This window comes from Shigella sp. FC1567 (assembly GCF_001743015.1).
GTDB lineage: Bacteria > Pseudomonadota > Gammaproteobacteria > Enterobacterales > Enterobacteriaceae > Escherichia > Escherichia coli.
In genome coordinates this window covers 1-536 of record NZ_MIIV01000379.1, presented here as the reverse complement: position 1 = coordinate 536, position 536 = coordinate 1, and the positions used below count along the sequence as shown (strand labels likewise).

Below are 536 nucleotides of genomic sequence, written 5' to 3'. Positions count from 1 at the left end.
CTTTCTGTTCCATAACAGGTGTCCACTAGTTGAAAAGGTGGGCACCTACGTTACCAATACAGGCTTAATGGCTACATACGGCGGTCAGTTTACGCTTACCTGGCTGCTGCCAGGTTTTACCATCATCATTAAGCAAATTGATGCCATCCCAACGTGTTAATGTATCCACCAACTGACGGCGCGGATCGCTCTGTGTCAAACCAGATGTCGCTGCTTGCAGAGTAGGTAAAAAAAGCCTCAGGTTAAGATCCTGACGACTGGTTTGGCGAATAACATCCCATGCCTGATCAGCAGTTAAGCGTGGCTTTTGCTCAAGCAGTCGGTCGATCTCCGTAACGCGATCTGCCCCGTTACTTTATTCGTACCCCTTATAATGGGGTGTTAGCCAGCCAGACCCGGCATGATTACTGCCCCCAGTCGTCCATGATCCGGGGGGTGATGTCACCGGGTCTGGTGGGGCGCTGGTAACCGCTAATAGGGGTCAGGTCAGGCACTTTTGCCGGGACCGTCTGTAACGTGGATGCCGGTACCTGCTC

The 536-nt window shown here is 52.4% G+C and carries 1 pseudogene; it reads right to left on the bottom strand.

Annotated features, from left to right (window positions below):
* Nucleotides 1-97: 97 nt before the first annotated feature.
* Nucleotides 98-349, bottom strand: a pseudogene (locus BHE85_RS27705) (penicillin acylase); the annotation flags it as partial.
* Nucleotides 350-536 lie beyond the last annotated feature (187 nt).